We start from the raw sequence: 26,528 nt of genomic DNA, 5'->3' as shown, positions 1-26,528 counted from the left end.
CAGGCAGGACATGTTAACTATAACTTAATTCCAAGCGTAATATATACTTATCCTGAAGTAGCAAGCGTCGGTGAAACGGAAGAACAGCTAAAAGAAAAAGGCATTAATTATAAAGTCGGTAAGTTTCCGTTTTTAGCAAATAGTAGAGCAAGAGCAATCGGTAGTACGGAAGGTATGGTTAAGATCCTTGCCGATAGTAAAACCGATAGGGTTTTAGGAGCTCATATTATAGGAGCTGATGCAGGTACATTAATTGCCGCGCTTACGGCTTATATGGAATTTGGAGCAGCTTCAGAAGATATAGCAAGAACCTGCCACGCTCACCCAACTTTAAGTGAGGCTATAAAAGAGGCAGCACTTAGTATAGATAAGAGGACTATTAATATTTGATATATTTCTACGTCATTGCAAGGAAAAACTGTAAGTTTTGACGAAGCAATCTAAAGCGTCCTGCTTTATGAGATTGCCACGCTCCTTGCAGTCGCGGCATTGTTGCATGGCTTGAAAAATCAGTTCGGTGTCATCCCGTGGCTTGACCACGGTATCCAGTAACACCACTCAAAATACTAATAATATTAGTATTTTTAACTAGATCCCACGAACAAGTCGTGGGATGACAGAGATGAAGCGAGCCATACCACAAGGCCTTCAGTCGCTCGCAATGACGAATTTAAGGATATTTATGACCAAACAAGAGCTGCGTCTTAATTTCAAAGAATTTTTAATAAAAAACCAAGATAAGATTAATTCCGATTTAGTCAAAAACTCTCTAATTAATAAAATTAGCCGGTTATTACAGGAGTTAAAAGTAAAGACAGTAGGACTTTACTTTCCTCTAAAATACGAAATTAACTTACTTGAAATAACAAACTTACATCCTGAAATAAGATTCTTCCTACCGAAAATCATAAAAAATGAGATAAAATATTGTTCTTATCATTATAACGATCAATTGGCTTTAGGGGCTTTGAAAACCTATGAACCTATAAATAATGATTTTTTTATTCCTGAGTTAGTTATTATCCCAGGAGTTGCGTTTAGTAAGGAGGGTTATAGACTTGGATACGGCCAAGGACATTTTGACCGATATCTTAATAATAACCGAAATATATTAACCGCCGGAGTTTGTTTAAAAGAACAATTAATAGATAATTTTCTGATTGAATCTCATGATCGTAAGCTTAAATTTATGATTTCAGTATAATAACCTTAACTTTTTATTGTATAAAATATTAATTTATATTTTATTATAAAAATCAACTTAGGGTAAAATGGTTGATATAATAAAAAAATTGTCGTATTGATCGGTGTACCTTTTGCTTTTTTTGCACAAGCAGTTGGAGATTGGCTAGAAACAGGACAAATATCCGGCAATACTCAGACTGGAGATATTTGCTTTCAATTAGCATTAGTAGGAGTAGGGACACTTATCATAGCCCAGGCATTTAGTAACTTGCCTGATTATGTATACAACGAATATGTCAAAGTAGTACAAGATAGTGAGATATCAGTTATATTAGTTGGCTAATTTGTTTCTATTCATAATAGGCTACAAGTTATTCGATTTGTTATAAGTTATTACACAAACTTATTATTGCATCTTTATATTTTTGTTTGTGTAAATATTTGCTTTTTAAATTTAGATTTTTAAAATCCTTGTGATTCAATGGCGGATATTTACTAAGCTTTATTAAATCTTCATCTAAAATAAAATGCTTACGAGGAATATTTATAGTTTGTGCATTCTCTTCACGATAAGCTGCAAGCATTTGAATTTTGTGATTAAAACTCTTATCATCACTTCCATATTTTATTTTTTTCCAAGCATCTTTCGGCTCAACCTTATAATTTCTAACATCTAATAAAGCACTAAGAGTAGTTTGATATTTATTAGTTAAATTATTTCTAACAATTATATTATTTAACTCTTTATATATCTTATACAAATACTCCACGTCTAACATTGCATAATTTAACATATCACTAGTAATAGGGCGTTTTAGCCAGTGAGATTTTTGGTGGGTTTTATCGATAGTAATACCGATTAGCTTATAGCAAAGGTCATCATAGCTTAGCTGTTTACCGAATCCGCAAATATTTGCTGCAATTTGTATATCAAAAACATTAGCAGGTAGTGTTTTAAATAAATTATAGAAAATCTCTAAATCTTCACGAGGAGCATGAAATATTTTAGTAATATTATTATCTGCAAGCAGCTTATTAAAAATATTCAGATCTAAATTGCTTAATGCATCAATTATTCCGCAATATTCTTCTGCCTTAACTTGAATTATACTAAGTTGAGCATAATAAGTATAGCGACGCTCAAATTCCGTATCTATGCTTAAGCATGCCTTATTTGCTAACCGGTTACAAAATTCTTCTAATATTTTTTGATTATCGATAATTTGCATAGAAGCTATTTATAAAGCTCCGATAATTTTTAAGAAAAGATTAGTATGAGATAACGACAGAACCACTTCAAGACCGATTAAAATAATAATAATCCACTCAAGTTTGGTGGAATGTTTATAATTAAGATCGTTTGACAGAATGTCTAAAAGCTCGTGAATCATATTAAGACGATGATTCATTATATTTTGCCGTATTTCTATGTCTTGAAACTCTGCTGTCATGAGATATAGAGGCTCATAACTCGGACGACGCCAAAAAAATTCTGGAGTATCGAATATATCGCTATGCAAACTGATTGAATAACGCTCGTTAAATAATATACCTATTTGCTGTAATATCTCCTTTTTAGAAAGCGATACGCTACCGGTTCTAGCTAGTTCCTGTTGTATAGGGGTTGTCTGAACAATCAAGTTACTAACAGATTGCTCAAGAACGCTAAGTTTAACCGATTGTGCAAGAGCATGGGAAATAGAAAGTTTAACAAAAACTGATTTATCTGCTAAGATTATTTTATTTTTTTCTTCATCAATAAATGTTTTCTTGACTTCCGTATTATATTCAAAATAAATATAATCGGATACCGGCTCTTTAAGCTTATTTACTGGTACTAAATCAGTATCGCTTAAAACTATTTTTTCTTGAATTTCATCGCCGCCCCAAATAGTTACACAACCAAACGGAAAGAAAAATATCTCTATAAAATCAGAATCTTTATTTATCTCTTTCCGAATATATAAAACATCATCAAAATGTTGAGGTTCAAGACCAATCTTTTTTAAATTAGTCACTAGATCACTCATCTTATATTCGGAAGAAGTACAGTATGATGAACATCTCATGATTATTAAGTTTAATTTATATAAATTTAGAGTATAGTAGTGAGGAACCTATAAAGTCAATAATATTATAATTATGTATGAAATATTAAGTAATAGAGAAGTTATCAAAATAATAGGTTTCGATTCCGTAAAGTTCCTACAAAATCTCATTACTAACAATATTTGTAAGAGTATAGTCAATTCAGTTGAATTCGGATACAAGGAGCGAGGAGCGAAGCCTATAATAATAGGCAAGACGATGAGTAACGCAGTAGGCGAGTCCAAATCAATTGACTATAATTATTGCTATACTTATTTGCTTAATAATCAAGGAAGATATTTATTTGATTTTTTCGTATATGTTCATAACCCTGAGGAAATTTACCTTGATATTGATAAAAGTAATAAAGCTGCTTTGATAGAGTATTTAAACTTCTATAAATTTCGCTCAAAAATACAAGTAATAGATTGTAGTAACGAGTATAAAGTTATCTACTCACTTCAAAAATTAGATATAGACTCGCTAATTACGGTTCGTGATCCTCGTTATGCTAAGCTTGGTTTCCGCTCAATAAATAAGCTCGATGTCATACCGTTGTGCGGTATCCATACAATAATTAAAAAAGACTGGATCCCGTGGTCAAGCCACAGGGTGATAGAGGGGGAACCGCCCCCCTCAACAACATCTCCCCGTGAAAATGGGAATCCAATATACCTAGAAGATAAATATAATTTTGCAATAATAGATGGTGTGGAAGATTTAATCACAGATAAATCTATTCCAAATATGTATGGTGCTGAGGAGTTAAATGCAATTAGTTTTGATAAAGGTTGTTATGTCGGGCAGGAAGTGATTTCAAGGGCTAAATATCAAGGAGTTATAAGAAGAAAGATATATAAAATTACAGCAGATGAAGATTTATCTTCATTAGTTAAAGATGCAGAAATACTCGCAGATAACAACAAAATCGGCGTAATATGCTCAAGTTATCACAATAAAGCAATCGCCTTAATCAGAGAAGAAAAATATCTTGCCGATAAAGAAGCTGAAGTTACCGTTAAAGGGATTAAAATCAACTTATCTCTCGCACCTTGGTATTAAATAATAGTTAATTTTTTAATAACTACTTGACATTTATCAAGTTTTCATGTATTATTATAATTATAAACAGACACACAAGACACAAACCATATTTCATGGTATTTTTTATAAAAAATTAATATAAATTTGGAGACTTTTATGTATACACCTTTTCAATTATTAACTTCAGGAAACATACAATTAATACCGGCTATATTAAACAGAACTAATGTTAACAACAAACTTAATATTTTTGAAGCTCTTTGTAGTTTAATACCTCAATAATAAGATCAGAATGTTAAAAATGTTTTAGCAAATATTGCTGTACAGATATTAAACAAAATGATCCTCATCCCTGACACTAATTGGGATAAGAAAGATACAAACGGTAATACTATACTTGAATGGGGTATTTGGAGTAATAGCTCCAATGTTATTGATGTATTTCATCATAACCCTGCACTTATGGCAAAATGTGTTTCAACTGAGAAAGCACAAATTCGTAATTTTTTCCGTGTTGCTATGGAATCGCATATTTCTGATGATTTCCGTAAGACACAAATTGAAAAATTTACACAATTAGGTGGAGATATTAATGATCTTGGTCAAAATAATTATATTGCTTTATATTCTACAATAAATATCCGCTTATTACTAATAATCCGAGTAATCAAAATATAAGTTTATTTCAAACTCAAATGGATAAATATTATAAAATAATTGAGAATCTAGTTAAATTATTGTAGTGAGGGAATAATAAAAATTGATCTACACATGCAAGAAAATAATATCTTGTTTTATAGTATAAAAGACGATGGAATAGGAGTACTGAAAGAGGAATTGCAGAGTATATTCGGTGTTATTTGTCGTAGGCTCTAAAACACGTACGGCAGGAGGTAGAGGAGTAGGACTTGCATTATGTAAGAAAGTAATAGAACTGCACGCCGGAAAAATTTGGGCAGAAAACGATAAACAGGGAAAGACTACTTTTATTTTTACGATGCCTTTATAATTGAAAATGTCATTCCATTGATCACAGGAATACAGTACTGTTTGCTGTCATACCGTGCCCCGCCACGGTATGACATTATTATGAAAAAAATTATTTTTAATAAACAACGAGATTTTATATCAATTATAGAACCGGCGTTAAGCTGTCTAGATGCACAAGATAAATTAAAGGAAGCTATTAAAATACTAGCGTTGCATGGTTTTAAAACTTTAGTAGATGATAAGATTTTTTCAGGTGATGCATTGCCTTTTTTCGCTACTTCTAAAGAGGAAAGGTTAAGAATGTTTACAGAAGCTATGGAAAATGAACAGGTTAAAATAATTTGGGCTTTTCGTAGCGGATATGGATGCAGTGAATTTGTAGAAGATTGTTTTAATATAGAACAAAAAGGGGATAAAGTCCTGATAGGCTATAGCGATATTACCGTTTTGCATTTATCACTAAATAATCATTATAATATCCCAACTATTCACGGTTCAGTGTTAACTTCGTTACTATCGCCTACTAATCAGGATATTATGCCTATAATAAATGTTCTTAAAGGAGAAAAGAGTGGAATACAACTTATACCTATAAAGAAAATTAGTGAGGAAAATATAACAGGTACAATAACAGGCGGGAATTTAACGGTTTTAACTAAATTGATTAGTACTGGTTTGCAAATTCATTCTCATTCCTATGCTGCTTTATGTCATCCCCGCGGAAGCGGGAATCCAGAAAAAATAATACTGGATCCCCGTTTCCACGGGGATGACAATAAAATTCTATTGCTTGAAGACGTTAATGAAAAAGCCTATGCCGTACATCGTAATCTAGTTCAATTAAAAAATACCGGTATATTTGAATGCATAAAGGCAATAATCTTTGGTGATTTTACTAAAGGGGATGAGTTTGTAGAACAAGCTATAAAAAGTTTTTGTTTAAATCATATTCAAAATATTGGAACTTATAAAGCAGCAGGAATAGTGCATGGAGAAGTAAATCATCCAGTTATTATGAATCATGAAGTAATTATAAACAGTAATGTTTTAAGTTTTACTAGCCCTTTTGAAATAGTAGAAAACAAATGACAAATTCTATCAGAATAGGTACAAGAAAAAGTCCACTTGCTTTAATACACACTAATTTAGTTATTCAGCAAATCAAACAATTTTTTCCTGATATCAATTGTAAAATAGTGCCGATTATTACTAGCGGGGATTTAATCCAAAATAAACCATTATACGATATAGGCGGTAAAGCTTTATTTTTAAAGGAAATAGAGCAAGCCTTGCTTGATAAAAAAATTGACTTAGCTGTTCATTCTTTAAAAGATGTACCGGGTAGAATACCTGAACCGCTAGTAATAGCTGCTGTTTTAGAGCGTGAAGATCCCAGAGATGTTTTTGTTTGTCTAAAATATAAATCTATAGAAGAGCTGCCGCAAAATGCCGTAATAGGTAGCTCGGCAGTACGAAGAAAAGCATTTATCCAAAAAATAAGACCGGATTTAAAGGTAACGGTTTTTAGAGGGAATGTTGATTCAAGAATAAAAAAGCTAATGACCGGCGAAGTTGACGCAACAATTTTAGCATATACAGGTCTTAAAAGGTTAGAGGTGTTTAATCCGGAGTATTGCCATTTGATAGAGTATTCACAGATGTTACCATGTATAGGGCAGGGAGTCATTGCAGTTGAGATTAGAAAAGATGATAATGCTATGCTTGAGATATGCAACCAAATTAATCATCTTCCCACTTTTGAGCTCATAAAACCCGAAAGAGCATTTTTAGAGTATCTAGATGCTAATTGCTGCACCCCGATTGCTGCTTATTCACAATATCTAGATGCAAATCCTAGACATCTTTCCAAACTCGCTTATAGGGAGGTATTTGAAGGAAACACAGAAGCACTTGCCACCGCAGCAGCGTACAAAAGCAATCGCACAGATGCGAGTACCGGATTGACGTACAAATTACCCCTAGAAGTAGAGTGTGGGAAGATGTCTAATATACAAACTAATTTTATGCTCGGTAACCTTGATGGCAGTAAAATAACTTTCCATACCGAAACTACCAATATAAAAACTTCAACAGAAGCAGGCATAAAAGCCGCTAAAATGATGTTGGAAGCTATCTGTAAATAAATTTTAATCGATAATTTAATTCTTTTTTGCTGCAAATTATAAGATTTTTTTGAAATATGAATAACACCCTATCAAAAATCTTATCAATTTTTGCTAAAACAGCTCTTTACTTGCTAATTACAATTTATTTACAGATAACCTCTTAAATCAACTAGATAAATAGATATTTAGGGAATATACTCCTAAAATATCTAAATTTGCACGATATTATCATGACAATACAAAGATTTTTAGACTTAGAATTACCAAAAGGACAGTCCTGTTTTTTGTGGGGAGCACGTAAAACTGGTAAGTCAACATATCTGAAACAACGTTTTCCGGATATATATAGATTTATTACAAGCTGATATCCTATAAAGTTTACTTTCAAAATCCTGAACGTTTAAGAGAAGAATTTAAGTCAAAAGACGGCATCTCAACTATTATTATTGATGAGGTGCAAAAAATTCCCTTACTGTTAGATAAGGTTCATTATTTAATAGAATCTAATAAATCTTTACAATTTATCCTTTGCTGCTCCAGTACCAGGCGCTTAAAATCAACAGGTAGCAATTTACTTGGCAGAAGAGCTTGGAGATATATGTTTTTGCTGCTCTATGCTATTCTGAGATAAAAGAGCTTGATTGGCATAAAATTTTTAATCATGGACTAATACCTGATCATTATATTGCATCAAAAAAGATTCATAAATATCTTGCGTCCTATTTATATGACTATATTTTACCTGAAGTACAGTTTGTGAAGCAAATTTAAGAAAACGCAAAGCACTTGCAAGGTTTCTAGAGATTATAGGCATTTCAAACGATAAGATGATAAATTATAGTAATATAGCAAGAGATTGCGGTGTTGATGCAAAAACCGTTAGAACATATCTTGAAATATTAGAAGATATATATTTAGGATATCATCTTTATCCGTATAGATCACTGAGCAAAAGGCAAATTATTACGGAAATGCCTAAATTTTACCTTTTCGATACCGCACTTAGCAAAAATTACCTAAGGAAATATGGAATATCAGGAAATGACAGGGCTTGATGCTGGTAAATCTTTTGAGCATTATGTATTCTTAGAATTAATGGCTTATAAATATTAAAACAACAAAAGAGATGAATTATTTTAAAGAAGGATATGAGGTTGATTTTATATTTCAAAATAATGATGCATTTGAAGTTAAAATTGCTTCTTCTATACAAAAAAATCATTTAGAAGGTCTATTAGAATTTAGTAAAGATAGTGATTTTAAATTACATATATGGACATTTAGTATAGAGCTAAGTATTATTAAATTAATCGATTAAAGGCTAAAAATGCATTCTTCTTTTGAATGGGATGAAGAAAAAAATAAAATTAATATTGGTAAAAATTAATATTGGTAGCATAACATAAGCTTTTATGAAGCTCAAAAAGCTTTTCTAGATATCAAATATAAGAATTTTTGGAGCAGGATACTGGCGTAAAGGCAAGAGAATTTATGAGCAAGAGATAAAATACACTGATGGGGAAATAGGGGAAGTAAAAATAGTAAAAGATTTCTTACCACATCCTAGAGAACTTTTATTAAAAGATGATTCAGTAACAGTAACCATGTCTTTAAGTAAAGAGAGCGTAGAACTTTTTAAATCAGAAGCAGCAACTGCACATGTGCCTTATCAAAAAATGATTAGGATTTTACTAGATAAATATACTAAGCACTATAAAGCAAATAAAAGGGTATAATACTATAAACTGAGCTGGCGGATAGGGTGGGATTCGAACCCACGGTACGGTTGCCCGTACGCCAGTTTTCAAGACTAGTGCCTTAAACCACTCGGCCACCTATCCAAGAAAATTCATACCAAATAATCTTATATATTTCAAGGGAAATCTTGCAATATATGAATCTAAATTACAAATCCGAATTGTTTTTTCACGTCATTAACCGTTTCAGAAGCTCTAATTCTTGCTTTTTCTGCTCCTTTGTGCAGTATTTTTAATAAATATCCTTTATCATTCATTAATTCTAAATATTTATCACGTATTGGTTGTAGATTTGTAATAATAATTTCTGCCAAATCTTCTTTAAATTTTGCGAAACCTTGGTTTTGATAATTACCGATTATTTTTTCCAAGCTTTCTTCGGATAAACTGCTATAAATATCTAATAAATTACTAATTTCCGGTCTTGTTTCTTGATCATAGCTAACAAAACTTAAATGATCGGTTTTGGCTTTTTTTATTTTTTGATGAATAAGATCGTTATCGTCTTTTAAATTGATACGGGAAAAATCCGAAATATCAGATTTACTCATTTTCTTTAATCCATCCCGTAAGCTCATGATTCTTGTGCCTGTTTCACTAATTAAAACCTCAGGAACTTTTAGAATTTCTTTGTTAAATTTTCTATTTATTACCCCTGCAATATCTCTTGTTAGCTCTAAATGCTGCTTCTGATCCTCACCTACAGGCACTATATCGGCTTTATATATTAAGATATCCGCTGCCATAAGTACCGGATAGGAAAATAACCCAAGACAAGCCTTGTCTTGATCGCTACCTGCTTTATCTTTAAATTGCGTCATGCGCTTTAACCATCCAAGCGGTGTAACGCAATTTAGTAGCCAAGCAAGTTCAGTATGCTCTTTCACCATACTTTGGGCAAAAATCGTTACTTTGTCGGGGTTAAGCCCTGCTGCTAAATAAATAGCAAGCACCTCCATAATTGAATTGTTAAGTTCTGATGGCTTAATATCAACCGTGATAGCATGCAAATCTGCTAAGAAGAAAAAACAATTATATTCTTCCTGCATTTTAACCCAGTTTTTAATTGCACCAAGATAGTTACCGAGATGTAAAGAACCAGTTGCTTGCACACCGGAAAGAACAGTTTTTTTCATTTAATACCTTTTTATTTTACTCATTGTAAAATTATGTTATAAATACCATTTTTATTAATATAATTATCTTAATAATTATGCTGTGGCGTTTAAGAATTTTATCATTTTACGGATTATTATCGTTATTTACATTTATTTTTTTTCTTATATGTTACATACCAGTAACATTTTTCAATGTCAACTATCAAATAAGATATAGAATTGCCATTATCTTTTCTTATGCTTTTGTGTGGCTTGCAAAAATTTGTTGCGGTTTAAAATATGAAGTAGAGGGGCTTGAGAAATTACCGAAAACTATTGCAATCGTCGTGTCTAATCACCAATCCTTTTGGGATCAAATGTTTATGCAACTGATTATTCCTAAACATTCTTGGGTATTAAAGCGTGAATTATTTAATATACCCCTGCTTGGTTGGGGACTTCGGATGGTTAAACCTATTGCAGTTGACCGTGGTACTAATAGTTCGGTTGCTCAGATTTTAAGAGAAGGTCAGGAAAAAATAAAAGAAGGATTATGGTTAATAATATTTCCGGAATCAACTAAAGTTCCGCCTGATAAAACGGTCAAATTTAAACCAAGTGCCGTAAAGCTTGCTTCAATTACTAAAGTTCCAATTGTGATGATAGCTCATAATGCCGGTTTATTTTGGCCTAGAGGTTTTTGGTTTAAGCAACCTGGAACTATAAAGATAAAGATTATAGGTGTAATAGAAAAAGAAGAAATAGAGCAAACAGACGTACGTATACTTAATGACAAGGTTGAGCAAATTATTAACAGTGAAAAGCAAAAATTATTAAATTAATATTAGGTTTTAAAAATAATTAGTATTATCATAAAATTACAACTTAGTTCTTATGGAGGTATTTATGGTCAGGACAACAGCGTTAAAATTAATTGCGGTTATCGATAGTAAGCAAATGATGCTTTACGACGCTCAAGGAGTTAAAATTACTACTAATACACCTTTAAAATTATCTTTGGATTTAGAGGAGCATCACCACCATAGAGAAAAAAGACAAAGCCTTTACCAAAATAAATCTACACCGGCTTCGTTGTTTGAGCCGCATACTTCGCTAAAAGATATAGCACATAAAGAAGCAGCAAGGAGCGTTATTAAACATTTAGAGAAAGTAACTACTGCTGATCAAGCTAAATATAAGGAATTGATTATTGTAGCAGAACCGCAAATGCTTGGATGTGTTAGACAAGAACTTAAAAACGGTCTAAAAAAGATGATTACTAAAGAAATTGCTAAGGATTTAGTGCAACATAGCGTAGATGCAGTGGAGCGAGCAGTATTTTCTTAGATAATCTTTATATGTCATTCCCGCGAAACCGGGAATCCAGTAAAACCTATAAAAAACTTGTTTTTTTAGGTTTATTTTGTCAATAATCTGTAATTTTTATACTAGTATTAAGGTGATCCTTTCTAGACTCCCACTTTCGCAGGAATGACATAGAAGTCGTACAACAAAGTTTTTAGTCGTTTGTAATGATGATACAAATTAGGTGCCTAACTTATTAAATATTTCTTTTGTATTATTTGCGATAGTTAAACCAATTTGCTTATCTGTATTCTCAAAAGTTTTTATAGTCTTTTCATTAGGAATCTTAATATGTGGTTTGAAAGGCGAACCGCCGCTATTTATACATTGAGTTAGAAAAATATCCTCATGGCTTCTGACATAGTCATCCCCATTTGCTTAAATATTTCTGCTGCTTCAAGTTTTATATCTGCTGAAACGCGTAATCTAATATCTACTGTATTTATAATATAGCTCCATTCAGTTATTATGATCCGCTATAGTCAAATGATTTGAATTCACTTACATCGTCTCTCGTCGTTCTCCAATTATCTATAAGGCTGCGCTTCTCGCTCTTTGTAATTACATCCAATTGATTTGACCACATTTTAGTATATATGGCGGCATGCGTCAATACACTCATATTTTAATTCAGAATAGTTGCACTAATAAGAAAAAGTGGTAAAATATCATATCGAACAAATTAAATATTATGAATAATTATGCCACAAATTTATTTTAACGGTCCGGAAGGACGAATTGAAGGAAGATATGCAAAAGCTACCGCGCCTAACGCCCCTATTGCATTAGTTCTTCATCCTCATCCTTTATATGAGGGTAATATGAATAATAAAGTAGTTTATAATGCCTATAAGATTTTAGCAGATAACGGTTATACAGTCTTACGTATTAATTTTAGAGGAGTAGGGGGATCACAAGGTAAATTTGATAACGGAGTTGGTGAAGTGGTTGATGCGGGGGCAGCTCTCGACTGGTTACAGCAGAATAACCCAAATGCTCAGTCTAATCTGATATTAGGATTTTCTTTCGGAGCATGGATAGCTATGCAACTTGTAATGCGACGTCCGGAAATAAATCATTTTATTGCTATTTCACCGCCGGTTAATACAATTCATAAATATGACTTCTCATTCCTCTCACCTTGTCCTATTCCAGGGTTTATATTACAGGGAGATAATGATAGTATAGTATCGGCAGATGATGTAAAAGACCTAGCAAATAGATTATCTAAGCAACAATCCCATATTAAAGTTGATTATAAAATTATTAATGGAGCTGACCATTTCTTTCGTTATAAAACTGAAGAATTTTCTAAAGCAATAAATGATTATTTAATAACAATTCAATCTAATTATCATCACCATAATAATAATGTAAATGAAGAAATTAGTAAGCACCCAAAGAAATTATTTTTATATTAGTTTTTGTTGTGTGGTTTGGCTTATCCGTCATTGCAAGCAGGTGTTGTTGCAGGTACCTAAGTCGTCATGGCGAGGAAATTGCGTAGCAATTGACGAAGCAATCCAGTAAAAATTCTGATTTACAGAATTTTTTTATCACCACGCAGCCTACGGCTGCTTGCAATGACGACTCGGTATCCACGCAACAATATCTCGTGGGAATAACATAAAAGAATCCATATCACAACGTCTACAATTCTAAATAAGCTTCTATTGCTAAAATTAATATTTCATCTTTTTTAGCATCTAACTCTTGAGTTAATTCTTCATAAATTTGCCTATCTGATAGAGAAGTAAATTTTTTAAATAGCTGCACTAATTTTAAAGAAGGGATAATACGAAAAGCATCTTTTAATATTTTGATCTTTTTATTAACATTAAGCTTATTATTTAAATTAAAGTAAAATTCTAGTAATTCGTCGTTATAAAAATTTAAATCTACAGCCGTTGCCAAATAATCTATAGCATTAGCCGTATTATTACTTTCTATTTCTTGCTTCACTGCTAATAAATAATACTCAGCAATTTCCGGCATAGACTCATGTTTATGAAATTTTGCGAGCTTATTCGTTATAAAAATAAATTTTGTCCATAGAGAAAGTCTAGCATAACAACGCATTAAAGTAATTAAATTGTCAATATCAAGTTCATTGAAATTATAAGCCTTGGTTGCGTAATTTTCTGCTTTCTCATAAAAAGATTTATCATAATAAAGTTTTGCTAGATTTTTGCTACCGTAAAAAACAAATTCTTTAGATGTAATAAGTTTTTGAAAATAGGAAATTTTTCTATCTACATCCTCTTCAGTTACGGCTAAGATTAAATTATGGAATTCTTGTGAATCTTTTAGATCTTCAGAAGATAAATTTTTGCGAGCAATAGAAGCAGATTTAACTTTATTATTCATAATATATTCGGCAAAAGCTAAAATTAAAGCATATCTATCATGATTAATTTTTCGTTTACTAAAAATATTATGTATTTTAGATGGTAAATCGATAATTAATATTAGAAATCTAATGACAATAAAACAAGAAATTAGTAATAAAAGGCCTAAAATAAGACTAAAGAACAAGTTAGTCTCTATATTATAATCATATAAACTAATAAAAACTTTTGAATCAAAGCTCTCTATAAAAGTAAACCCGAAATAAAGCAGTAAAAAAGTAGCACATATTAATAATAACCTAAACATCTTTATTTACAAACTCCTGCATAAATTTTTCTGAATAAAGACAATCGATTAGATAGTTTAAGTTCTCTAAAATTAGAGGTTTATCTTGTTCTTTTATCATCATAGCAGAAGGTTTTTTTTCAATTTTGATAAACTTCGCCAGCCACTTATGGTTGGTAGGAAAAATTACTTCCGTACTACTTGATTTAGAAAAAAGATAATTATTATATGCTTCTAAGTTATTTAAAATATTCCTTATATCTTGAGGTAGCAGACGGGATTTTACTATTCTTAGTTCTTTACTATAATCCTTATCTTGCATGAAATTATATACTAATAGATTTACATTTAATAAGTAATTAATATAGTCAAGTGATACCCATACGCCTACCTCATCACTCGTCGCTCTCCTATTAGTTATAGGCTTCTTCGCTCCTTGTTTTTTGTATCCAAATGAAGCTGAATTGACTACAGTTTCTAATTTTGGTTCTAATAAATTAGTCGGTGCTTCAGGAAACTTTAAAGAACTTACGTAATTTAAAAGCGACTTGGTAGATAATAGAGGAGCTGCTTCCTTTTCTTCCAGGGTAGTATTTTCTTTATTTTCTACTGCTTGATCAGGAATTTGGCTTAAATCCTTATTTTCACTTTTAAAAAGTTTTAAAATATCGGATCTATTATGATAAAGAGTAAAAGAAGATAAGACAAATATTGCTATAAAAAAGATGTTTTTGCTTTTAAATAAACTATCGAATTTGTGCATTTTCAGATAATAACTTGATTATATCGTTAAGGTTTTGATCATCACAATAAACCACATTTTTTATAAAAGGTCTAACTATATTTGCAACTTTCAAACTTATGGCTACAACTAAACTATCTTGTAAGTACTCTAGTAAATTATTTTGCAATAATAATTTTACTAAAGTCCTAGCACTATTTTGAGAATAAAGTAATATAAAATCAATATTATTTTTAAATGCTTTTATAATAGATACGGGCAGCTCATTCAAATATTCTACATTATAAATGATATGTCTAGCTATTTTGCTAGGTAAATCTTTAGTAATTTCATTTGAAGATAAATATATAGTCTGCTCATATAAATCAGGAGGAAAATGCTTAATCAAATCTTCCACGTTTTTAGCAGTATACATTACTTTCTTGCCTAATAATCGTTTTGACTTACTACCTACTACCCAAATATCTTGTTTTAAGTTATGACCGGTTAAGATACTTGCTGCATATTTACTAGTTATTATTATATTTGAGTAATTATCTAAAATATCGATATTAAAATCTAGAGTTTTATATTTAATTAAAGGACAATGAATATCACGTAAATCTAAATTATATTTACTTATTTCCTTTATAGTTTCATTATTTTCTTCAATATGTCTAGTTAATAAAACCGATTGCATACAATATTTGTACTCCAATATAAAAAGCAACTGCCCAAATAATAATAGCAGCTATTTTATTAATTATAGTGAAAATCGTACTACTTTTATTTAGCTTTCTAATATTATAACCTGCAACTGCTAAAGAAAAAAACCATATCCAAGATATAAGTATGCAAGTTAAGGTAAATATAATTTTTGCAATACCGCTATACTTTAAAGCACTAATACCTATTACTATAATCGTATCCATAATTGCATGCGGATTTAATATTGACACCGATATAGCAAATAAAATTTGTTTTTGAGCTGAAAAAGCCCTGGAATTCATTGTAAGATCAATAGGCGGCTGATTCCAAGTATTATATCCCATATAAATTAAGAAAATAAATCCAACAATAAATATAGATAATTTTAACCAAGAAATTTCAAGAATTAACAAAGATATCCCAAGAACTGCCATACATATAAGCATAGTATCACATATTGAGGCTGCAATTATGCTAGGTAAAGCCTTGCTAAACTTTGGCTGTGTTGCTCCTTGATTGAATATAAAAATATTCTGTACTCCGAGCGGCACTATTAAACCGAGAGCTAAAACGATGCCATGTAAAAAAGCACTTAATATATCATTATTCATTTAAATAGCCATTTTATATACTAGAGCTATGCTCCAAATTGTTACTGCTCCCATTTTATTAATTATTTTTAATATTATAGCATTTTTATTTAATTTTCTAATATTATAACCAATTATTGCCAATGATAAAAACTATATACAAATAAACATGTAAATAATTTTAATGTCATTTCCTTGATATTTGTAAAAACCAATATTTAATATACTCATTATATATGGGTTTAATATAGATAATATTGACATCACAATATAGAAACTAAACTTTGTTTCTACATAGAAATAGGCTAAGGTTCTATTGTTAAATTAAAATATGATTGATGCCGAGTATTATATTCCATACAGATTAGAAAAATAAATCCAATTATGAAAAAAGGTATTTGTTATATATCAAATCATAAAAATAAAGAAGAAATCATGATTGAAAACGATTATATGTATAAGTATATTATAACATAAGCAACAATTACACTAGGTAGAGCTTTTTTGAAGCTACGATATTTTGCACTGTGATTTAATATAAAAATACTTGGTATAATGGAAGAAATAGCAAAATACGGTATTAAAAATATTATACTTAATATATATCATTCATTATTGTAATTTAGTTTTTATTTTTAATAATATTAATAAAGACGGAATAGTTATAATAGTAGTAAATAAAAAGAAATTTTGCCAACCGAAATTTACTACCATATAGCCTGAAATTATAGGAAAAATTGAGCGCGAAATCCCCATCATCGATGAAAGAAAAGAATATTGAGTAGCTCGAAATTGACCTTGACAGAGTGCAGAAATAAAAGCGATATAAGCAGTCATTGTCATACCGCCGGTAATACTTGCTATGCCTATCGTAATAAATAATAATAAAGAATTTTTACCGTTTATTTCAAGAAAAATAAATAACATATGTCCTAAAGCATGAATAATACCAAATAAAAATATACTATTTAATATATTTTTATGTTTCATAATAACCCCGCCGACAAGTCCACCGATTATAGCTCCTACAACTCCACAAAACTTTCCAACGCTTGCTATTTCAAAAGCATCATACTCAAGATGAAGTAAAAACGGATTAATCATAACATTAATTAAGTTATCCGGTAACCTATATAATACTAGGAAAATTAATATAAGAATAATGAAATAAACAGAACCTATAGGTTTTAACGCATTATATATAAAATTTATTATGTTTTTTTTATTTTGATTATTTTTTGTATCATTCTTGATTATCTGTATATGTATGTTCTCGTTTAAATAACAATACTTAATTCCTACAATCAATAAAATTAAATAAATAAATACTAAACCGGCAAATATTTTATATATTTCATTAAATGTTAAATAAATAGATAAATAAATAGCTCCAGAACCGGCTAAAAGCATACCGACCCGATAACCGAATATATATATTCCTGAAGTAAACCCAAGCGATTCTTTAGGTACTATTTCCGTTCTTAAAGCACTTAATATAGTATCTTGTGCAGCACTAAAAAAAGAAATAATTAAAGCTGTGAAAGCAAATAATAATAGATTAGTTCTAGGATCTAGAAAGCTGAAAATATATATAAGAAATATCAATACACTACTAGTTAAGCAAATCCAAGATAATCTATGACCGAATATTTTGTTTAAATATTTAATTTGCACTGCATCAAAAATCGGTGCTAACAAGAAATTAATAGAGTAGGGAAGCGTTATGAATGATAATATACCGATTGTTTGCAGTGCTATATCTTCTTTAGCAAGCCAATAATTTAAAGTATTACCGGTAATCATTAGATTAAAACCGCTAATAAGCCCAAACAACCAAATAATACATAAACGAGAGTTATTTAACATGAATTTATATACTTCGAGTAAATGAAGAATTGATAGACGAAGATCAACTTCAACAAGAGCAAGGAGTCTATAAGGCGAGGAGCGGAGCGTATACTTAATACGTGAGTACCGCAGAGCTTATGAAACAACATAGCCAATTTTTGAAGTTGATCGAGTATATATGCCTTTAGCTCTAAGTGCCTATAGGCTTAATATGCAAAAATGTGAGTATTCTGTTGATTTGCAGCATGTAATGTAATCATGTTATTTTAATGTCTCAATATCGTTCTTATCTAATTTTGTTATTTTCATAATAGTTTCTAAAGAAAGCCCTTCTTTTTTCATTTCTTTAGTCATAGTAATTTTCTTTTTTTTCTACCTTCTTCAATACCTGCTTGTTTCCAGCTATGCGTTAAGCTATTCATAAGGTTTCCTCCTAATGCAGGGTTTAAATGCGATTTAAGTATTTTTTCTATTTCTATTTTATCATTTTCCCTAATCTGATTCAAGGTGTAGAGGACAAAATTAGCTCTATATAATCTATACCGATATTAACTTTAATAAATTCTGGTAAAAGATCAGCTACTTCTTGCCATCTCTTTAATAAATCTCATTTGTGGATATGTTTTAAAAAAAACTGCAAGATTCCAGACCAAGCTTTTTCTTTTAATTTTTCATCAGAAATATTTTGAACATTAATTAACTGATAATCATTAATCCATATGTATTTTTTATAAGTGCACTGTTTTCAAATAACTCCCATAGATTAGTCATAAAGTGACAAAAGAATGTAAGAGAAATATAGCTCATTCTTATAAAAATAGCGGGGTAGTATTTTTAAACTTAAAAAATATGCAAAAAATGCAAGATAAAAATATGTTTTTAAAAACTTTACAAAAGTCAAAATGTGATTTTTCTTTTCCTAACTAAGATTTATTAAATCTTATTGATGAGATGGAACTGTTTTACATATACCGATAAGCAGGAATTATGGAAGACAAATCAGGACAAATTAGATAAGATCACAAAATATTACTGGTGATATAAAGAAATAACACCTTGGAGTAGTATAAATTAATTATTTTAATTGACTTTAGCACTTAAGAGATTTAAAAGTTAACTTTAATATGTAAGGTTACAATAAAAATGTTACCGCCTAAAATTTTCTTTGAAAAAGTTAAAGAAATAATGTGGCCTATAGAAAGGAAAGAATTAAAGCTATTTATACCTATGGCTTTAATGATGTTATGTATCCTTTTTAATTTTGGGGCTTTAAGATCTATCAAAGATAGTTTAGTAGTACCCTCTATGGGGGCTGAAATTATTAGCTTCTTAAAATTATGGTTAGTATTACCCTCGTGCGTAATTTTTACCGTACTTTATGTTAAACTTAGTAATAACTTAAATTTTGAATATATTTTCTACATTATAGTCGGCAGTTTTTTACTATTTTTCTTATTATTTGCCTATATTATTTATCCAAATCAAGATATTTATCATCCTAATGATGAAATGATAAATAAATTAATTGCTTCATACCCTCATTTTAAATGGTTTATTAAAATAGGTAGTCAATGGAGTTATGCACTGATGTATATTTTCGCGGAATTATGGAGTGCAGTAGTCATAAACTTAATGTTTTGGCAGTTTGCCAATCACATTTTTGATACTTCTAAAGCTAAAAGATTCTATCCCGTTCTTGGAATGGTCGGTAATATCGGTCTTATAATAGCAGGCAGCGTACTTGTCTTTTTCTCAAACGGGCAGGACGGCATTGATGCAGAATTATTACCGGATGCTTTTAATTTATCTGTCGGAAATGCTATAATGCTTCAGCCAATCATGTCAATTATTGTTACTGCAGGAATAATTGCTATGCTTCTATTTAGAATAATAAATAGATTTATTTTAACAGATTCCATAAATGTTTTAGATGCAAAAAAAGTTACAGCTAAAATGAAAACAAAACTTTCGGTAATTGAAAGTATCAAATTAGTAATTCACTCACAATATATAGGTCGTATTGCCTTATTAATAATCTGTTATGGATTATTAATAAATATAGTTGAAGGACCTTGGAAAGCAAAAATAAAAGAATTACATCCCAACACTATAGACTATGTTCACTTTATGGGCAGGTTTAATATTTGGATGGGGATATCATGCGTTACTTTCATGATAATAGGCAGTAATATTCTTAGAAGACTCGGTTGGCTCATTTCGGCATTATTAACTCCTATTATGTTGTCTATTACCGGTTTGATGTTTTTTATCTTTATAATTTTTATTGAAGAAATAGGAAAATGTTTCGGTGATTTTAATCTTCTATATGCAGCGATTATTGTTGGAGCAATTCAGAACATACTGAGTAAATCGTCCAAATATTCATTATTCGATTCAACAAAAGAAATGGCGTATATTCCTTTATCTTTAGAGCTTAGAACTAAGGGAAAAGTTGCCGTAGAGGTAATAGGTACTAAATTCGGTAAATCGCTTGGAGCATTTATACAGTCTTTGATATTTATTATTATTCCGACTGCTACGTTTGATTCTATTATAATATATTTATTAGTAACTTTTATAGTTATGATGAGTTTATGGATTTGGAACGTTATAAAATTGAATAAGGAATATATAGAGCTGTGTAAGTAAACGTCATTGCAAGCGGGTATTGTTGCGTGGATATACCACCAAGTCATTGCGAGCAGTCGTAGACTGCATGGCAATCTCATGCAATAATAACAAACTCCTGAGATTGTTTCGTCAAAATTTTCAATTTTTCCTTGCAATGACGAAAAAACTTATCCATACAACAAAAGAAAATCACACTATAATACCGATTTAAAGATGAAAAAAATTCTTAAAATAATATTATTTATAACTATCTTTATTATACTCGCATATAGTGGGTTGTGGTTTACTATTATGTTCTCTTTATCACACTCTATAAATCAAAAATATGCTGGTACCAACCTTAATATAGAAGAGGCTGATAATAATCCTAATCAGCAATATCTTATTAAGTTTTCTAAAGTTCAGCCATATGGTTTTCCTTTCAAATTAGGTATTTCAGTAATTAATTGGCAAGAAGAGAGTATTAATAGAGTAACTGAATTTACCACACCGATAAATATCGGTTATGATTTACTTAAGCAGAAATTATTTATACATTTTTCTGGAGAAGCATTCGGAAAATTTAAGCCGGTTCAAAGAGGCTTTGGAGTAAGATTTTATAATGAGAACTGTATGTTATCAACAAAAATACCGTTAAATTTTAAATTATTTGAAATAGTACGATTTAAAAAAGATTTATTTGAAGTTATAAATTTAATAGAAAATATTAAATTTACTTCCGGTAAAACAGAAATTTTTGACTTAGTCGATAATCAAAAATTATATGAAGAAGATCATACTATACTTACTATGTTATTTGACAAAAGTAAGTATTATACAAGTAAACAGGATTTCCTTGATAACATACCGCAAAAATTAGCAATTTATTATGAAACCGAAATAGTACAGAGTAACCTTGAGGATAGAATAATACCTGCCGGCTTATTATTATATAGACCCGCTTGGAATAATAATTTCAAATTTTCCGGTAATTTCTTGATTAGTACTAGTAGTGTGAATTTTAAAGATATTGCTAAAGATTTAACAATTGAAGTTACTAATGCAAAAATCAATAGTAATAACTTTGAAAATAATATTAATTTATTATATAAAGGTAAGTTAAACGATTTCGGCAATAATAATATTGATCTTTGGGTAGATTCGCAATTTAAGCTAAAACCTGGTTTTATAATAGGTTCATTAGAATTTATAAAGAAATATTACGATAAGCAAACCTATTTATTTAAACTTTCTGATAATAAGCTATATAAAGATTTTAATAATGAACTAAGCTATATTTTAAATAATAATGAACAATATAATTTTAGTATTTTTGAAGATAGGGAATATAATTTTAATTTAAATATTAATTTAGTAACTGAATTAAACAAATTAACTAGAGCACAGATAAATGCTTTAAGTCTCTATTCAAACGCATCGGGATTTAATATAACAAATGAAACTATAGTAAATGCTCTTAAAGATTCTTACAGTAAAGGTACGATAATAATTAATGATTACTCTAGAATAATAGATGTTTTAAGTGCATATATATACGGAGTAGGGGATTTTAAAGATTTTTCGGAAGAGAGTAAGGAAGTATACGGGAATGCTTTGAAATCATTTTTAAAAACTATTTCTGATCACCCGAATTCATCTAATTTAATTGATGCTAGCATTGAATATGTGTTTGATTTGTCCGATTTAAACAAAGCTAAAATAGGTAATATAGATGATATAAATAAACTTATACCTTTATATTATTTATCTTTATATCAAGCAGCAGTAAAAAAAGTGCAACCCGGTGAAAATGTAAAAGAAAAAATTATGGAGTTAATTCCTAATGTTAATCAAAAAATATTAGAGGAATGTATACTCGATGAACTGCGTTAATCATCATTGCAAGCAACTGAAAGGAGCGTGGCAATCTCAGGATTTTGGCACGAGTATAAAAATACCAACCATGAATATTATAGTAAAAATACAGCAAGATTTAAAAGATGAAGTAACTAAGTTAAACAATTTAATCATTAGCTGTTTAAAAAGTGATGAAGAGTTAATAGAAAAGGTCGGTAAATATTTACTAGAAGCAGGCGGTAAAAGAATTCGTCCGCTTTTAACTATAATAACTGCTAAAATGTTTGATTATAAAGGCGATAATCATATAAAGCTTGCAAGTGCCGTTGAATTCATTCACACCGCCACATTGCTTCATGATGATGTGGTAGATGACAGCACTTTAAGAAGATTCAAACCTACGGCTAACGTTATTTGGGGCAGTAAAACAAGTATTTTAGTGGGTGATTTCCTCTTTAGTCAGTCTTTTAAGTTAATGGTAGCTTCCGGCTCTATTAAAGCTATGAATGTTCTAGCTAAAGCTTCAGCAATTATTTCCGAAGGGGAGGTAGTACAGCTAGTGAAGTTAAATGAACGACGTATTATAACTATAGACGAATATCAGCAAATAGTTAAATCTAAAACCGCCGAACTATTTGGAACTGCTTGTGCAGTTGGAGCTATTATAGCAGAGCAGGTAGACCATATTTCTAAAGATATGCAGGACTTTGGGCAATTACTCGGTACGATATTTCAGGTTATAGATGACTTGCTTGATTATTTGGGTAATGATAAACAGGTAGGCAAAAATATTGGCGATGATTTCTTAGAAGGAAAAGTTACGTTACCGCTGATTTTTTTATATAATAAGTTAGCGCAAGATAAGCAGCTTTGGCTTGAAAATATAATTAAATGTGATAAGCGTACTAAAGATGACTTTGTAAAAATACATGACTTAATGGTAAAGCATAAAATTTACAATGAAACAGTTAATTATTTGAGTAACTTAGAAAATGCAGCAAGTAAGTTATTAAATAAAATTCCGGTTCAGAATATTTATAAAGACTATTTGTTTTCGATTATTAAATTTATTTTAGATCGCTCTTATTAGTTATTTGCATTCGTAGCTCAGCTGGATAGAGCGTTGCCCTCCGAAGGCAAAGGTCGTTGGTTCAAATCCAATCGAATGCACCATATAAAATTTTTTATTTTCCATAATATAGATTATAGAACAACAATTACTTATGGCTGGGACGGGAGGATTCGAACCTCCGGATGACGATACCAAAAACCGTTGCCTTACCACTTGGCGACGTCCCAATGTAGAAATGTATAGATTTTATACCAATAAATAGCGGAAACGTCAATTACAATATAAATTTATTTCATTATTAAGCCAATGCCTCGCTTGCGTGGATAATAAATCATAAATTTTAGCTCTAATTTTGTTATAATATTCCTTGATATAGTTTATTTCATCAATATTAAGTAGTTTCATATCAGTCAATTTACTAGCATAAGGAACTAGGCTTAAGGTCTCAAACTCAAGCCATCCATTATTTTCTTTTACATACATCAAATTCTCAATCCTAATACCATATTTTCCAGGGACATAAAACCCCGGTTCATTAGATAAGATCATACCTGCTTTAAGTATTGTTTTATTAAGAAGATTTATGCTTTGCGGTCCTTCGTGAACACTTAAGAAGCTCCCTACCCCATGCCCTGTACCGTGTGGATAATCTAGCATTTCTTGCCATAAATATTGCCGAGCGAGTATATCAAGATTAGCTCCTGCGATGATATTTTTTGGGAATTTGGCTTTAGCTAAAGCAATATGTCCTTTAAGTACTTGCGTATAACGCTTTTTCTGCTCATCTGTCGGTGTACCTATTACTATTGTTCTAGTGATATCGGTAGTAGCACCTTGATACTGACCGCCGGAATCTATCAGTAATATCCCCTGCCCTTCAATTTTTTTAGCAGTTTTTTGGTCAGCTCTATAATGAATAATAGCACTATTTTCCTGAAATCCGCAAATAGCAGGAAAACTATCCGAAACATATCCCTCTTGTTTAGCTCGTTGCTCTGTAAGCTTTAAACCGAGGGAATACTCGGTCAATTCGTTATTATGTTTTTCTGGATCCCTGTTTTCACGGGGATGACATTGAGAAAAATCAGCAAAAAATTCACATAAAGCTACTGCATCTTTAATATGCAAATCGATTGCATGCTTAATTTCTACATCGTTCTTACAAGCTTTAAGCATTAAGCATGGATCGGTAATTTTTTGTACTTTTTTATCAGCTACTAAGTCCATTATATGAACAGATGCTATAGTATCATCAATAAAAATTCTATAAGTTGGTTTGGAAAGATGTTTATTCTCACTATCTCTTAAAATATTTTCAAATTCTTCTTCCGGTAAAATCGTTATTTCAGGACGAGCATTAATAATTTCGGCATCAATTCTTGTAGGATTTATAAACAAATATAATTGTGTAGAAGTGAGTATCACTTTTGCAAACATTAAAGGCGTATAAGCAACGTCACTGGCACGTAAATTTAGTAACCAACATATGGAGGAGCTATCGAGCATGACTAAGACAGATTGCTCGGTGTCATTCCCGCAAAAGCGGGAATCCAAAAAAAATTCACGACATTTACTTATTTTATCAGTATGACTAACGCCCGCCAACTTAATATCATGCAAATAAACTTTAGAGTTTGGCTCTAGCGGCTGATTTGGCCAAATCTTATCAACTAAATTTCCATTAATCTTCTGAAAATTGAACTTTAAATTTGATATAGTGGGATAAGTAAATAATTCAGAATCGTATCCTATTTTTGCATCTTTACCAAACTTAGATATATCTTTTAAGTCAAAAAGCTTAAAAAGCTCTAAATCCAGCTCTTTATTTGCTTGCTCTAAATAACGTCCATCGGTAAAGAATAATGCTGTATCTTTATATATAATAGCTATACCGTTTGAACCAGTAAAACCTGTTATATATTCAAGTCTCTTTGCATAGCTTGGAACATATTCACTCATATATTTATCGTTAGACGGAATTATATAACCGTCTATATCATATTCTGTGAATAAATTTCTAAGCAGATTAATGCGGAGTTTTGTCATATTTATATCTCTTATGTCGCGCTTGGAGGCTGAGCCGTCATTGCAAGGAAATTACTTAAGTAATTGACTAAGCAATCCAGTTAAAAAATTTTTTATTATTTTTTCTGGATTGCCACGCTCCTTGCAGTCGCTTGCAATGATGGCTTAGCATCCAGCTAGGTAACGTTCATAGACGGGAATGACATTTATACCATCCATAATACAAAGGAATACCAAAGATAGTAAAAGAACTAGCGATAATCAGAGTTTTAACAGGTGTTTCATAGATAACCCATGCACAAAAGATAATCGATATTATAGCTATAAGTAAATAATAATACGAAAAATTTTCTTTTGAGCTAAAAATCATCTTTAAAAAAGCTAAGCTACAAATTAAATAGACGAATAAGAATGTGATTGCCGAGAAATCTATTATTTGTGTAATCTGTTTGGCCAAATTATCATTTGCCGTAAAGACTAATAACGGCACAATGCCAAGGCAGCTTACAATAATTCCGTGAGTTGGAGCGTTATTGCTATTTTTCTTAGCAAAAAATTTCGGTAATAAACCGTCTTCTGCAAGCCCAAGAGCTATCTGTCCGCTAGTTAGCACCCAAGCATTGAGCGTACCTATACATATAATCGAGGCTATAACCGTAATTACGCTTGACCATTTACCCCCGAATAATAATGAAGCGGCATCGGCATAAGGAGCTTTAGTACTGACAAGTTCAGAAGCAGGGATTAATCCCATTATACCTATGCTATTAATAATATATAACACTGCTACGCAAAAAGTTCCAACTATTAT

The 26,528-nt window shown here is 30.7% G+C and carries 28 protein-coding genes, 3 tRNA genes and 4 pseudogenes; 20 read left to right on the top strand and 15 right to left on the bottom strand.

The genetic code is table 11. The features are described 5' to 3' along the window. From BG75_RS09920 to BG75_RS04330, 3 genes and pseudogenes are all read left to right on the top strand, one after another. A pseudogene (locus BG75_RS09920) lies at positions 1-390 on the top strand (dihydrolipoyl dehydrogenase); the annotation flags it as partial. A 292-nt stretch (positions 391-682) separates the two neighbouring features. Continuing rightward, complete coding sequence (locus BG75_RS04335; RefSeq protein WP_062811572.1) at positions 683-1,204, top strand: 5-formyltetrahydrofolate cyclo-ligase; 522 nt, start codon at positions 683-685, stop codon at positions 1,202-1,204. Between the two features lie 96 nt (positions 1,205-1,300). After that, a complete protein-coding gene (locus tag BG75_RS04330; protein ID WP_062811571.1) occupies positions 1,301-1,528 on the top strand; it encodes a hypothetical protein in 228 nt (75 codons plus the stop codon). Positions 1,529-1,568: 40 nt separating this feature from the next. Here the strand turns inward: BG75_RS04330 and BG75_RS04325 are convergent, their stop codons facing one another. Continuing rightward, positions 1,569-2,414: a ribonuclease D gene (locus BG75_RS04325; RefSeq protein WP_062811570.1), complete on the bottom strand. Its 846-nt coding sequence runs from the start codon at positions 2,412-2,414 to the stop codon at positions 1,569-1,571. Between the two features lie 9 nt (positions 2,415-2,423). Continuing rightward, positions 2,424-3,215, bottom strand: a complete 792-nt coding sequence (locus BG75_RS04320; RefSeq protein ID WP_012150942.1) for an RMD1 family protein — start codon at positions 3,213-3,215, stop codon at positions 2,424-2,426. Positions 3,216-3,327: 112 nt separating this feature from the next. Between BG75_RS04320 and BG75_RS04315 the strand changes: the two genes are divergently transcribed. The 10 genes and pseudogenes from BG75_RS04315 (at position 3,328) to BG75_RS09900 (ending at position 9,169) form a co-directional block, all read left to right on the top strand. Then, complete coding sequence (locus BG75_RS04315) at positions 3,328-4,335, top strand: YgfZ/GcvT domain-containing protein (RefSeq protein ID WP_062811569.1); 1,008 nt, start codon at positions 3,328-3,330, stop codon at positions 4,333-4,335. A 138-nt stretch (positions 4,336-4,473) separates the two neighbouring features. Continuing rightward, complete coding sequence (locus BG75_RS10365; protein ID WP_305140726.1) at positions 4,474-4,599, top strand: hypothetical protein; 126 nt, start codon at positions 4,474-4,476, stop codon at positions 4,597-4,599. Between the two features lie 57 nt (positions 4,600-4,656). Then, a complete protein-coding gene (locus tag BG75_RS04310; protein ID WP_062811568.1) occupies positions 4,657-4,995 on the top strand; it encodes a hypothetical protein in 339 nt (112 codons plus the stop codon). Positions 4,996-5,046: 51 nt separating this feature from the next. Then, a pseudogene (locus tag BG75_RS10635) lies at positions 5,047-5,326 on the top strand (sensor histidine kinase); the annotation flags it as partial. An 80-nt stretch (positions 5,327-5,406) separates the two neighbouring features. Then, positions 5,407-6,396, top strand: a complete 990-nt coding sequence (locus tag BG75_RS04300; protein ID WP_062811567.1) for an LD-carboxypeptidase — start codon at positions 5,407-5,409, stop codon at positions 6,394-6,396. Then, positions 6,393-7,451 (top strand): hydroxymethylbilane synthase, encoded by a 1,059-nt coding sequence (gene hemC / locus BG75_RS04295; RefSeq protein ID WP_062811566.1) that lies wholly within the window; start codon positions 6,393-6,395, stop codon positions 7,449-7,451. Before BG75_RS04300 ends, hemC begins: the two co-directional genes overlap by 4 nt. Before the next feature lie 331 nt (positions 7,452-7,782). Then, complete coding sequence (locus BG75_RS09915; protein ID WP_368072224.1) at positions 7,783-8,064, top strand: AAA family ATPase; 282 nt, start codon at positions 7,783-7,785, stop codon at positions 8,062-8,064. 181 nt (positions 8,065-8,245) lie between these two features. After that, positions 8,246-8,478 (top strand): annotated as a pseudogene (locus tag BG75_RS09910) (DUF4143 domain-containing protein). Between the two features lie 81 nt (positions 8,479-8,559). Then, positions 8,560-8,751 (top strand): hypothetical protein, encoded by a 192-nt coding sequence (locus BG75_RS09905; RefSeq protein ID WP_252903649.1) that lies wholly within the window; start codon positions 8,560-8,562, stop codon positions 8,749-8,751. A gap of 133 nt (positions 8,752-8,884) precedes the next feature. Further along, the gene (locus tag BG75_RS09900) at positions 8,885-9,169 is read left to right on the top strand and encodes a hypothetical protein (protein WP_252903732.1); all 285 of its coding nucleotides are present in this window, start codon (positions 8,885-8,887) and stop codon (positions 9,167-9,169) included. A gap of 15 nt (positions 9,170-9,184) precedes the next feature. On the opposite strand, the gene BG75_RS04270 is transcribed toward BG75_RS09900, so the two are convergent. Further along, a tRNA-Ser gene (locus tag BG75_RS04270) sits at positions 9,185-9,274 on the bottom strand. Between the two features lie 59 nt (positions 9,275-9,333). Beyond that, complete coding sequence (gene trpS, locus BG75_RS04265) at positions 9,334-10,326, bottom strand: tryptophan--tRNA ligase (protein WP_062811564.1); 993 nt, start codon at positions 10,324-10,326, stop codon at positions 9,334-9,336. A gap of 77 nt (positions 10,327-10,403) precedes the next feature. Between trpS and BG75_RS04260 the strand changes: the two genes are divergently transcribed. Beyond that, positions 10,404-11,129, top strand: a complete 726-nt coding sequence (locus BG75_RS04260) for a lysophospholipid acyltransferase family protein (RefSeq protein ID WP_062811563.1) — start codon at positions 10,404-10,406, stop codon at positions 11,127-11,129. Between the two features lie 64 nt (positions 11,130-11,193). Then, the gene (locus tag BG75_RS04255) at positions 11,194-11,634 is read left to right on the top strand and encodes a host attachment protein (RefSeq protein WP_004998294.1); all 441 of its coding nucleotides are present in this window, start codon (positions 11,194-11,196) and stop codon (positions 11,632-11,634) included. A 350-nt stretch (positions 11,635-11,984) separates the two neighbouring features. Here the strand turns inward: BG75_RS04255 and BG75_RS09890 are convergent, their stop codons facing one another. Then, positions 11,985-12,059 (bottom strand): type II toxin-antitoxin system RelB/DinJ family antitoxin, encoded by a 75-nt coding sequence (locus tag BG75_RS09890; RefSeq protein WP_252903730.1) that lies wholly within the window; start codon positions 12,057-12,059, stop codon positions 11,985-11,987. A 294-nt stretch (positions 12,060-12,353) separates the two neighbouring features. Between BG75_RS09890 and BG75_RS04250 the strand changes: the two genes are divergently transcribed. Further along, a complete protein-coding gene (locus BG75_RS04250; protein WP_062811562.1) occupies positions 12,354-13,073 on the top strand; it encodes an alpha/beta hydrolase in 720 nt (239 codons plus the stop codon). Between the two features lie 229 nt (positions 13,074-13,302). Here the strand turns inward: BG75_RS04250 and BG75_RS04245 are convergent, their stop codons facing one another. The 7 genes and pseudogenes from BG75_RS04245 to BG75_RS10630 form a co-directional block, all read right to left on the bottom strand. Further along, positions 13,303-14,307: a tetratricopeptide repeat protein gene (locus BG75_RS04245; RefSeq protein WP_062811561.1), complete on the bottom strand. Its 1,005-nt coding sequence runs from the start codon at positions 14,305-14,307 to the stop codon at positions 13,303-13,305. After that, positions 14,300-15,049, bottom strand: coding sequence for a palindromic element RPE2 domain-containing protein (locus BG75_RS04240; protein WP_062811560.1), 750 nt, complete (start codon positions 15,047-15,049; stop codon positions 14,300-14,302). Before BG75_RS04240 ends, BG75_RS04245 begins: the two co-directional genes overlap by 8 nt. Next, positions 15,033-15,707 (bottom strand): uroporphyrinogen-III synthase, encoded by a 675-nt coding sequence (locus tag BG75_RS04235; RefSeq protein ID WP_062811559.1) that lies wholly within the window; start codon positions 15,705-15,707, stop codon positions 15,033-15,035. Before BG75_RS04235 ends, BG75_RS04240 begins: the two co-directional genes overlap by 17 nt. Further along, positions 15,685-16,326: a LysE/ArgO family amino acid transporter gene (locus tag BG75_RS04230; protein WP_062811558.1), complete on the bottom strand. Its 642-nt coding sequence runs from the start codon at positions 16,324-16,326 to the stop codon at positions 15,685-15,687. The genes BG75_RS04235 and BG75_RS04230 overlap by 23 nt, the downstream gene beginning before the upstream one ends. Then, positions 16,327-16,449: a hypothetical protein gene (locus BG75_RS04225; RefSeq protein WP_012150903.1), complete on the bottom strand. Its 123-nt coding sequence runs from the start codon at positions 16,447-16,449 to the stop codon at positions 16,327-16,329. A 468-nt stretch (positions 16,450-16,917) separates the two neighbouring features. Beyond that, positions 16,918-18,171, bottom strand: a complete 1,254-nt coding sequence (locus tag BG75_RS04220; protein ID WP_062811557.1) for an AmpG family muropeptide MFS transporter — start codon at positions 18,169-18,171, stop codon at positions 16,918-16,920. 243 nt (positions 18,172-18,414) lie between these two features. Beyond that, positions 18,415-18,659 (bottom strand): annotated as a pseudogene (locus tag BG75_RS10630) (transposase). A gap of 637 nt (positions 18,660-19,296) precedes the next feature. On the opposite strand from BG75_RS10630, the gene tlc3 reads away from it, so the two are divergent. The 4 genes from tlc3 to BG75_RS04195 all read left to right on the top strand — a co-directional run bounded on the left by tlc3 (position 19,297) and on the right by BG75_RS04195 (position 23,793). Beyond that, positions 19,297-20,802: a nucleotide exchange transporter Tlc3 gene (gene tlc3, locus BG75_RS04210; RefSeq protein ID WP_062811555.1), complete on the top strand. Its 1,506-nt coding sequence runs from the start codon at positions 19,297-19,299 to the stop codon at positions 20,800-20,802. 195 nt (positions 20,803-20,997) lie between these two features. Beyond that, a complete protein-coding gene (locus BG75_RS04205; RefSeq protein WP_062811554.1) occupies positions 20,998-22,656 on the top strand; it encodes a hypothetical protein in 1,659 nt (552 codons plus the stop codon). A gap of 70 nt (positions 22,657-22,726) precedes the next feature. Then, a complete protein-coding gene (locus BG75_RS04200) occupies positions 22,727-23,710 on the top strand; it encodes a polyprenyl synthetase family protein (RefSeq protein WP_062811883.1) in 984 nt (327 codons plus the stop codon). A 6-nt stretch (positions 23,711-23,716) separates the two neighbouring features. Further along, positions 23,717-23,793, top strand: a tRNA-Arg gene (locus BG75_RS04195). 51 nt (positions 23,794-23,844) lie between these two features. Here BG75_RS04195 and BG75_RS04190 read toward each other — a convergent pair. The 3 genes from BG75_RS04190 to BG75_RS09885 all read right to left on the bottom strand — a co-directional run. After that, positions 23,845-23,919, bottom strand: a tRNA-Gln gene (locus tag BG75_RS04190). A 43-nt stretch (positions 23,920-23,962) separates the two neighbouring features. Continuing rightward, positions 23,963-25,738, bottom strand: a complete 1,776-nt coding sequence (locus BG75_RS04185) for an aminopeptidase P family protein (protein WP_062811553.1) — start codon at positions 25,736-25,738, stop codon at positions 23,963-23,965. A 166-nt stretch (positions 25,739-25,904) separates the two neighbouring features. Beyond that, on the bottom strand, positions 25,905-26,528 hold a 624-nt coding region (locus tag BG75_RS09885; protein WP_252903648.1), incomplete at its 5' end, for an APC family permease.

This window comes from Rickettsia endosymbiont of Proechinophthirus fluctus (assembly GCF_001602635.1).
GTDB lineage: Bacteria > Pseudomonadota > Alphaproteobacteria > Rickettsiales > Rickettsiaceae > Rickettsia > Rickettsia rickettsii.
The sequence above is the reverse complement of the archived record's forward strand: the minus strand, read 5'-3'. Positions and strand labels throughout refer to the sequence as shown.

What these genes read in the sequence shown, in the direction of transcription:
- BG75_RS04335 (WP_062811572.1), top strand. Translation starts at nt 683, where the DNA reads ATGACCAAACAAGAGCTGCGTCTTAATTTCAAAGAATTTTTAATAAAA.
- BG75_RS04325 (WP_062811570.1), bottom strand. Translation starts at nt 2,414, where the DNA reads ATGCAAATTATCGATAATCAAAAAATATTAGAAGAATTTTGTAACCGG.
- BG75_RS04320 (WP_012150942.1), bottom strand. Translation starts at nt 3,215, where the DNA reads ATGAGTGATCTAGTGACTAATTTAAAAAAGATTGGTCTTGAACCTCAA.
- BG75_RS04315 (WP_062811569.1), top strand. Translation starts at nt 3,328, where the DNA reads ATGTATGAAATATTAAGTAATAGAGAAGTTATCAAAATAATAGGTTTC.
- BG75_RS10365 (WP_305140726.1), top strand. Translation starts at nt 4,474, where the DNA reads ATGTATACACCTTTTCAATTATTAACTTCAGGAAACATACAATTAATA.
- BG75_RS04310 (WP_062811568.1), top strand. Translation starts at nt 4,657, where the DNA reads ATGATCCTCATCCCTGACACTAATTGGGATAAGAAAGATACAAACGGT.
- BG75_RS04300 (WP_062811567.1), top strand. Translation starts at nt 5,407, where the DNA reads ATGAAAAAAATTATTTTTAATAAACAACGAGATTTTATATCAATTATA.
- hemC (WP_062811566.1), top strand. Translation starts at nt 6,393, where the DNA reads ATGACAAATTCTATCAGAATAGGTACAAGAAAAAGTCCACTTGCTTTA.
- BG75_RS09905 (WP_252903649.1), top strand. Translation starts at nt 8,560, where the DNA reads ATGAATTATTTTAAAGAAGGATATGAGGTTGATTTTATATTTCAAAAT.
- trpS (WP_062811564.1), bottom strand. Translation starts at nt 10,326, where the DNA reads ATGAAAAAAACTGTTCTTTCCGGTGTGCAAGCAACTGGTTCTTTACAT.
- BG75_RS04260 (WP_062811563.1), top strand. Translation starts at nt 10,404, where the DNA reads ATGCTGTGGCGTTTAAGAATTTTATCATTTTACGGATTATTATCGTTA.
- BG75_RS04255 (WP_004998294.1), top strand. Translation starts at nt 11,194, where the DNA reads ATGGTCAGGACAACAGCGTTAAAATTAATTGCGGTTATCGATAGTAAG.
- BG75_RS04250 (WP_062811562.1), top strand. Translation starts at nt 12,354, where the DNA reads ATGCCACAAATTTATTTTAACGGTCCGGAAGGACGAATTGAAGGAAGA.
- BG75_RS04245 (WP_062811561.1), bottom strand. Translation starts at nt 14,307, where the DNA reads ATGTTTAGGTTATTATTAATATGTGCTACTTTTTTACTGCTTTATTTC.
- BG75_RS04240 (WP_062811560.1), bottom strand. Translation starts at nt 15,049, where the DNA reads ATGCACAAATTCGATAGTTTATTTAAAAGCAAAAACATCTTTTTTATA.
- BG75_RS04235 (WP_062811559.1), bottom strand. Translation starts at nt 15,707, where the DNA reads ATGCAATCGGTTTTATTAACTAGACATATTGAAGAAAATAATGAAACT.
- BG75_RS04230 (WP_062811558.1), bottom strand. Translation starts at nt 16,326, where the DNA reads ATGAATAATGATATATTAAGTGCTTTTTTACATGGCATCGTTTTAGCT.
- BG75_RS04220 (WP_062811557.1), bottom strand. Translation starts at nt 18,171, where the DNA reads ATGTTAAATAACTCTCGTTTATGTATTATTTGGTTGTTTGGGCTTATT.
- tlc3 (WP_062811555.1), top strand. Translation starts at nt 19,297, where the DNA reads ATGTTACCGCCTAAAATTTTCTTTGAAAAAGTTAAAGAAATAATGTGG.
- BG75_RS04205 (WP_062811554.1), top strand. Translation starts at nt 20,998, where the DNA reads ATGAAAAAAATTCTTAAAATAATATTATTTATAACTATCTTTATTATA.
- BG75_RS04200 (WP_062811883.1), top strand. Translation starts at nt 22,727, where the DNA reads ATGAATATTATAGTAAAAATACAGCAAGATTTAAAAGATGAAGTAACT.
- BG75_RS04185 (WP_062811553.1), bottom strand. Translation starts at nt 25,738, where the DNA reads ATGACAAAACTCCGCATTAATCTGCTTAGAAATTTATTCACAGAATAT.